The sequence below is a fragment of the Candidatus Electrothrix sp. genome, from assembly GCF_052785085.1.
In genome coordinates this window covers 1-9242 of the sequence record NZ_JALAAI010000140.1, presented here as the reverse complement: position 1 = coordinate 9242, position 9242 = coordinate 1, and the positions used below count along the sequence as shown (strand labels likewise).

Genomic DNA, 9242 nt, shown 5'->3' with positions numbered 1-9242 from the left:
TTGGTTACCAATGACAAATCGTTTTTTATTACATTAATACCAGAAAAATCTCAAATGTCCATTTTTTTCTGGTGTAAAATTAAAAGATTAACCAGCTAGCAGAAAAAGGCTGTCAGGGGCCTGTAGGAAAGGATAAAAAAGACCTTTTTCGATTTCCTTTTTTAAAAAATAGTTCTGAAAATCAGTTTATTGAGATAGGAAAACCTAAACCCGGTGATTTTGATTGGGAAGAAAGCCTGATTCCTCTTACCATACCGCTTCAAATAAATATCGGCGAATTAAAACTTGATACCAGAATAAACCTTGCGTTCAGTTGGTCAACATTTGCCCTTAAGGTAACGCATGAGAAAGGGATTGCTGTAACCTCTGACAAGGAAGAAATAACCGGAAGTTTCTTAGGCCTCACATGGCGTTTCAAAGGGAGCAAAGATAATGATCAAGATGGCAAATATCATTTCTGCACCTTAGTTACTGATAAACACGACTACCGTATCAAACAGGCTGATGGCTGCTCACTTTACCTTGAATACACCCTGCTGGGCGATGACCCGATTGTCTTTGAGGTAAAGGACTTCGAGCTGTCAGAGAAAGGCGTCAGCCTGACCGCAGAAGTGCTGCCCCGCCCGGCCCGTCTGAACGGTCTGGACACCAAGTTTACCTTTGCCGAAAGCGGCTTTAAGATCGTTGAAAACCAGATCCAGTCCTTCACCCTTGCCGGTTCCGGCCCCCTGCCTCCTGATCTGGTCGGTGAGGGAACCGCAGATGTGAAATTGCAGTTTGAACAGCAAAATGGTTCGCTCACCTTGGTCAGCGGTGCAGCTGTGTTGCAGGGCACTAAACCACTGCATTGCAAATCCACCCGCTTTAAATTCAGCCTTGATGCCCTCGGCTTTAAATTTCACTATGACGGCAAGTACCATCTCTACTTCACTCTGACCGGCAATGCCCAGTTCTGCCCTGATCCGTCGGATGACAAAAACAGTGCCCTTGCCTTTCTTTCCGCAATCAAGATTGAGCTGGTGGACTGCCCCCTGACAGGTGATGTCAGTGTCCTGAAAAATCATGTTAATTTCCTCATAGAGCTGCCTAAACCGGTTACCTTCAGTTTTCTCGGTTGCTTTAGCATGGAAATCCGGGGGGTAGGATTCATGCCTCAGGCCGATGTCTTTCAAGGCGACGGGGCCATGAAAATCACCGGTCAATTAAAATTCGCCCAAGGAGCCGGGGACGCAGCTAATAACAAGATTGATTACCATGTCCTGCATATCGGCCTGCCGGAAGAAGGAAAATTAGTCCCACGTATTCATTTTAACGCTTTGCCAGTAGCACTGAATTTCGGTGAGGCCTTCAAATTAAACGGAACGGTCACTTTTATCGATAAAATAGCCTCAGAGGGCATGGTTGGACAAAAGGGATTTACCGGGGAAGGTCGCCTGGAAATCCAGGGAATGCCGCCCATTGCTGCTAGTTTCGCCTTCCTGCGGGTACGGCGTGATGCCTCATCACCGTGGGTACGGGCTTGGTTCATCTATTTGCAAATAGAAAAGGTCAGTATTCAGATACCGGTACTGGGGCTTTATATACGGGAGATCGGCATAGGGTTTGGTTACCGCTATACCCTGGCTAGCATCAAGGCTGCTGACCGGACGGACAATCTTGCAGAACTGCTTAAGGAATTACGTGAATTGTCCATTACCCAAGGAGATGTGCATAGGGTTTCTTCATGGGCTGTTAATCTGGAGGAAAAAGGCGAAGATCCCCGCTGGACCCTCGTCTTGAAGGCCCTTTTTTCTCAGACGAGTGCGGCAAAGGGCTTTCTGGATTGGAATGAGGACAAGGAAAAAGAGTTGGCCAGCACCTATCTCTTTGATGCTGTGTTGGCCCTGCGCAGTGACCTGACCTTTTTTATGGCCGTCCGATTTTGGCTCTTTACCAACTATTATTCATTTAAACAAGACCCTCAGACAACAGATAATCTGCCCAGTAGACCGTTATTTACCGGATTTATCCTTTATTCACCTCGCAAGAAACGTCTGCTGGCCCAGCTGGCCTCCAATCCTGATGGTCATCCCGGTGTTAATCCCCCTATGCCAGCATTCTTTCAGGAGGCAATTAAAAATGGCAAGTTTGCCGCTACGCTCCTCTTGGAACCCGGACTGGCCCATTATGAGTTGGGATGGCCTAACCAGTTGCAATGGAGTGGTGATTTTGGGCCGCTGAAGGTGGAGTGTCAGGGCGGTTACCTGATGCGTATCTCCAAGCGGGAGCTGGTGATCGGCAATAGTTTTCAGGCCCGAGGCAGTCTGACGGTTGAGGCTGGCGTAGACCTGGGATTTGTCGGTGCTTCAATCAGTGCCACGGCAAATGTTGCTTTTGCAGCCCGCTATATTGGGGTCTGTGGCTTGGTGGATTTTAATGCTGATACGGCCTTCTACGGGGCAATAGGGCTGGAGGCCAGCATTGATTTCACCCTCAGGGCCTGGCTTCAGTTTAAGATTCGCACTCCCTGGAAAACATACAAGATCAGAAAGACCTACAGCCTCAGCAAAACGGTGAATTTTTCCGCAGGATTGGAGACAGGTATCCTGATCGGTGGAGCAGGCATACGAGGCGAGGGAACGCTGTCTGTCTCTGTTTTAGGACATAGTCTGGAGTTGAGTGCCCGTTTTGCGGTGAATGATGGTGCTGTGACGACGGCTTTTGAACGGACGGAACGTTTTCTCAAGGTTGGTCTGGAAGCAGGTGATGTAAGTACTGCAATGCCGGGTGTTACTGCTACGGAAGAAAAAAGTAAACCATTGGGACATGAGGCCCGTGCTGCTTCTGGCGGCAGTCCCAGGGTAGTGTCTTCTGCTCCTGCAGCACTTGCTCAACCTGGAGGACAGCCCACGGCTATAGTAGCTGGGGCTGCACCACCTGTTGGATCAGCAGTTCTCGCAGTAGCCGGTGATGTGGCAATACCTGTTGATTCAGATAGTGCAGCAGATGGGGGGCCTTCTGGTGACTCAAGCGATACTGATCATGCAGGAGGTGTTATACCTGTACCAGCACGGGAAGCAGAGACTCCGTTAGGTATAGAAGCACCGAATTATAGTATATTTGTTATTCGGGATCCAGAAGACAATAAGGACAACAGTTCGGTTAAACGGGCTTATTTTGTTCTTTTGCCCAAAGGCGGGGAGCAAGGATTTCTTCCTCCTCCTCCAACAATATCTATTGGTGATGACGGGAAGTCTATCACGTACGATGAGGTCACAAGAGATTTTGTATTAGAGATTCCTCGACCGAAACCAGGGGTAACGTTGCGCCAGTACAGATTTGCAGGTGATGGTAAGGAAGAGTGGTCCGATGAGTGGAACACTGATGATGCGGAACGGTGGTCCAGAGAGTGGAAGGTTAACTGGGCAACGAAGCTTCCTGTTGAATATGCCGGTCCTGCTGAACAGGGTGAGCAGGGAGTAGACTTGGGACTTCATCTCTTGCAGGCTTTTCTTACTACAGATGATCAGGATGGTGAAGGGAATATTGATATATTGGATGATAAGCCAACTGGGCGGCCAGAAAATGCTCATCGCGATCCGAGATTGGAGAAAGTTGAAGGCGAAGCAGTCAGAGACGAACGAGTTTTGAATCCTTCAGAGAGTGCCTATGAATCAGCTGTGCAGGGTGCCCTAGAGCAGTTCCGTAGTTCTCCCCTCTTTAAGCATGATACAGAGAATAATCGCTATGATAAACTGCTTGATCAGGCATTTAAGCCTGATACATCAATATATGGAAATGTAAAGGAGGAAGGTGAGAAGAAAACGACCCTCAAGGAACAACAGGCTCGTCAGTTCCGAGGTTCTATAATTCAGGAGATCGTCACTGACCTGAAGCGTTATGCTGAAATGACTGACGAAGATCGGAAAAAAGAAAAACCGTGGTGGCAAGAATCGATACCGTTTCTTATGGGGCTGGTATTCAAGGTGGAAGTTTCAGAAGAAGAAGTTCTGGAAGAAGAAGCATTGCCCGCTTGGCTTTTGAATAATCCTGATGGTAAATCTAATAATCCTAGTATATGGCAAAGGACAACTATTGATGACTCTGAAGCAGTGCCTCCTTCTGAGGATTTCAAGGCAGTTACAACCTTTAACGTGAAAGATTGTTCTTTTGAAGAACAACCGCCGCAGTTTGATCAGGTGCGACAATATGCCGATGCAAATACAATTGCTGTTGCTTGGGATCTGAATTGGCCTCATGCTGAAAAAATCAGCGCATTACAGGAGGAGGCTCAAAAAGAACCGGAACAGCACCTGCTCCATTACCGGGTGGAACGGAGGGCCCTTGACAGCAAAGAGGCAGACGTTGTCAATACCATCAGCCCGGTCAAGATTTTGCATCGCAATAATAAGGGTGTGTTGACAGCCCTGAAACCTCGCTTTCAGATCGTTGATCATTTCTCCCATGAGACCTTGGCTGACCAAGCAGCTTTGCCGGTAACCGGGCTGAGGTATTTGTACAATATTACACCCATTGACTTTGCAGGCGGAACAGGTCGCCCCTTGACCTTGATTGCCACCCGGTATCCGAATACACCGCCGTTGGTCCCGGTTGATGCGAAGTTGGTTGTTGTTTATGAATTAGTGCCTCCACCAAAAGAGGAGGAGGAAAATAAAACAGAAACAAGCGAAAAAGAGGTAAGTTTGGAGCCGACGTTGTTCGATCCGAAACAACAACTAGAAGTGTTGTGGACAGAACCCCAGGTGGCTGCAATGAACACACCGGCTATCAGTAAATATCAACTGATTTTCAGGCGCAGCGATACCATGCCGATCGGTAGTTACGGATTGGACAGCAGTTCACAGGGACCTCGGACAAAGTCTTTGCCCGCCTCCAATGCCCGTCCTCTTCCAGGCGATATTGTTGTCGATCTTGATGCGTTTGGTCCGCGTACAGATCGTCGGGCAAACCTTTCTGTCAGTACTTTAGTAGAAAAAGGAGTATATCCATCTGAGACTGAAATTAATAAGGATTCAGATGAGAATGTGGAGACGTTATGGCACCCTGAATCATGGCGGATATTTATTCGTACAGTTTCTATTAATAATATTCGCTCTGCTATCGTACCGGTTCAGCTATCCCTGCAGGCCACATCAATAGGGAAGGAGTCGGATGAAATAATAGAAAGGGGACCGGAAGAACGTCAGCCTGCGGAACTAGAATGGCTGCCAAAGCGTATCAATCTGCCGTTTCTGCCGCCGGAGGATGAAGGTGCGGTTACTGGCGATGCCTTTTTTCCGATGCCCAAGGAAGATGCAGGTAAACAATTTAGATTCGTAGGAGATATAAAAAATATCGGACATCAGCGGCATCCTGCCGGTTTTCGTTGTATCCGATTTCAATGGAACCAAGGGCCGAGTCAGAAGAAAGCGTATCCTTTGGATATGAATGCCGGGTATAAACTCCTCCAACTGGATATTGATGCTCATACTACTGCGACCTTTAAGGATAATGATTTATTGGCCCAGGCCCTGCAACCTATTCAGGATGTCCAGATGACCGAGGCTGAGGATTTATGGCTGACCCCTGATAACACCCTGAGTCCCAGTCAGTGGGAGGCATGGTATCCCAGTATAATCCTGCGGCGACCAGAGGAAAATAAAGCCAACCCGGCAGAATCCGATACTGCGCTGAAGCCGTGGTATTCCTGGCGGGAATCTATCCTGGTTTGGCCGGAATGGCCAGGGCATGTCAGACGCCCGGAATCTGGGGGAGCAGTCCTCCATCCGGTTCTTCAGGGTATTGTGGAGGCATTGGAGGATAATCCCCGCGATATTGCAGGATTGGAGACATACACCGTTGATGTTCAGGCATTGCCTGCCACCCTTCCGACAACGGCAATTAATTTCTTTGAAAATGTAACAGATGCCAGGACGGACCCTTATGGGTGGTCTGCGTTGCAACGTATGGGGTTGTCTGTCACCTTTAGTCTGAGAAAGAAACCATCTGCTGTCGGATTCAGTGAAGAGGATAATAAACTGATTACTGACGAAGAAATGTTAAAAGCTGTACATGGTGTTCTTGAGGGCTATTCCGATTCGCTTTGGATAGAAATAACTTCTGCAATTACAAAGGATAACCCTAGAGACAGCCAGCAAGATAGTATTCCTAATGAATTGCAGCGTGCTCTTAACAGCAAAGGAATAGAAGGGATAACCACTGCCACGGAAGGCCCAGTAGAAAATCAATGGCAGTTAAACAATAATAAATATCTAGTTAAGCGCAATGAAAATAGGCTGATCGTATATCAAGAAGTTCCTTTTGACGTCAAGCAACATGTACACGTTGAACTACTCTTCAAGCCAGGTAAGGCGGTAGATTTAGAAAAAGATAGCACGGTCAATGCAGATGGGCTGTTAGCCCTTATGCAGCTCAGTCTCCGTCCAAGCATTAAACAGGAATTGCACTATGCGAAGATGGACATCACCGGGCCAGCAGGTGCTGAGGCACTACTTGTTTTTCCAAAGTATGACAAACAAGTTGATTTGGTTATGCAGTCATCATCTTCAGAAGAAACCGGATCAGAGGGTCAGAGTCCCTCGCACTTGACTGTAGAAGCTGGTGAAGAAAAAGTTGAGTACCCCTTTACCATGCCGCTTAACGGAAAAACAACTGTACTGTTAAGGGGAAGTAAGGATGATATTCAGGGTGACCAGAGAGACATAGAACTCTGGTTTGCTCATAATCAACCGATAGTTGAAGTTGGCTCGGAACATCTGTTTTATACTCATTTTGAAATAGGAGACAAACAACGCACTGGCTATATCAAAGTTAAGGAACCCAAAGTGGCAGATAAAGATAAGGCCACAGTTAGAGAGGGGTTTAAGGGGGAGCAAGATCAGTTACTTGTAGGCATTACATTCAGCCCTCCAGAGATATTTGACGTTACAAATAAGGCGTGGGGGAGACATACGAGTTACTTCACAGCTCCCAAGAATATTACCCCATACTTTAGTTCGGAATCGGTAACAGACTCTTCTGGCCCGGAAAAATGGACAACAGGAGGAGAATGGACAAAGGTTAAGAAATATCTTGAAACCTTGAATTCTGCCAAGCCGGAGGGAGAAAAAATTGAGCTACCAGTCTTTACAAGGGTAGAAGACAAAAACAAAACTCTTGAAAACCTAAGACCCGCCTTCCTGATCTGGGCCCAGCGTTTTTTTGAGGCTGGGGGCCAAGTGCTTGAAAAAGATGTGGGTAAGAAGAATTTCCAAACCGCCGAAGGCCCGTGGCTCGCAACAGCCTACCCGCGTAGCGGCACCCCGGCCTATGTCACCCCTGACGCGCAAGGCCGCCTGACATACGATCACCTGATTCAGGACAGGTGGGCCCATAACTACCGCTATTACATCAAGCCTTATGGACGGTACGATCTGCTCTGGCGCAGTTTTGAGGAGTCGTCTTTGCTCTGGGAGGAGGAAGAACGACGGAAATTCCGAGAACAACGGGATAAAACAGAAACAGCAGGACTTGACTATAACTCTGCGGCCTTGGACGTTGTCCTTGACCGTACCTATCCCATCGACAAACCCTTGGTTATCAGTAGCAGGCGTTTAGATTATACCCCCAAAGAGCAACAGGCTAAACAACCGGGAACGACTTGGGAAGTAATTATTGCCAAGCACTGGGAGCAATCCCTGATTGAGCGCAACCAGACCCTGATGCGACAACTTTCCTTCCGTCAGATTGCTTTCACCTTAGTGCGTCGTTTTTCTTACGAAAATTATTATGTCAACTTCAATAGATACTTGCATAAGCATGAGGTAGGCACTGTAAGTATACAGGCGGTGCATAACCTTAGTGCCAACATCCCGTTAACTCTCGCAGCACCTGCGAAGTTAGGGGCCGACGCTGAGCAGGAATCCCTGGCGTTGCCCAAACGTCTCGGTCGGTTCCAGCAGGGAGCCTTGGTGGTACAGATGGAGGGGCTTCCGTATTATTACGAGCATAAGATGATCTTGGTGGCCCAGACAACTACCGGTGTATCTCCCCGGAATACAATCACCCAGCGTGATTTTGAATATCAGTCGCCGGAACCGCTTGTCACGGCTAAATGGGAGAAATATACAACGCAAGAGGAGGGAGAGGAGAAGGAAAAATGGCAATTAGTCGTCCAGCTTCGTCTGGAACGCTACTGGGATTGTCTCCCGGAAAAGGCACGGTCACATTGGCCCCATGAAGACGCTGACGAGCCTCTTAAGGATGAAGAGGGAAACGTGATAATGAAAATGAAGATCTCAGCACTGCCTGATCTTGATGTTGTCTACCAGATTGTTGAGACCTTTAGTGGTAATGTGGAAGTGCAGGAGGAGATTTTCTTTGAGCTGGATCAGGATAAGAAAGCAGGAAAATTCAAGAGACGGCAGCTAGGTAGACGTTTTGCTAGTCCTCCTCCTGATAAAGATGAGCTTAACTATAATCCTCAACATCCTCCGATAACTCCAAAAGAACCGGAAAGCCAAACATCACATTTTATGCTGGAGTTTAAATTGCAGGCGGCTGAGGGGACAAAGTTTGAGTCTGCAACGATAATTTCGGAGCCACTTTCTGTAACGTCGATGGAAATACCGGATACTCTGGCGAATGAAATATCTTTTGACCCGGTTGAAAAGGTAATAACCTGCACAGGGTTTTTGATTGAGGACCAAGCTAAAGCCCTTATAGCGTTATTTGAGGAGAGTGAGGATAAGGATAAGGATCAGAAGAAAATTCAGAACTTGCTCAATAAAAATGTGAATACTCTGCGTGGCAGAACACTGAAGGTCAGAGCACGAAGAGGTGCAGCCACGCCGGTGAGTGAAGCGTTTCAGGCTATAGACATACTGAGCAGTAAAACTGACGGGGAGGGCTGATAAGATGACTTCTTTTTTATCATATTTAGCAGATAGAGACAATTTACAGATTGCCACTGTTCATGGTCCTTTGTCCATTTGGAGAGCAGATGTTGAAATTGCGATATTAAATATACCGTCTGATAATGCTGCTCTTCGTACATTTTTTGTCAACAACCTTGACCCGCTGGAAAATATCCTGGGAGATACACGGAAGTTCAACCTGCCTAATACACTCTTAGTACTAATGGCACGACCTTAAGTGGTTGACCACAGGATTACGCCGTTTGTCTTCTTGGTACTGTCAAACGAGGGTAGGCCTTTGGACGACGCTTCACAGCCCGCGGTTCACTGCGACCTGGTCTATTTCCT

Annotated in this window: 1 protein-coding gene; it reads left to right on the top strand. The window is 47.4% G+C overall.

The features are described 5' to 3' along the window. Positions 1-611 precede the first annotated feature (611 nt). Complete coding sequence (locus L2082_RS16755; protein ID WP_446011997.1) at positions 612-8891, top strand: hypothetical protein; 8280 nt, start codon at positions 612-614, stop codon at positions 8889-8891. Positions 8892-9242: the final 351 nt, after the last annotated feature.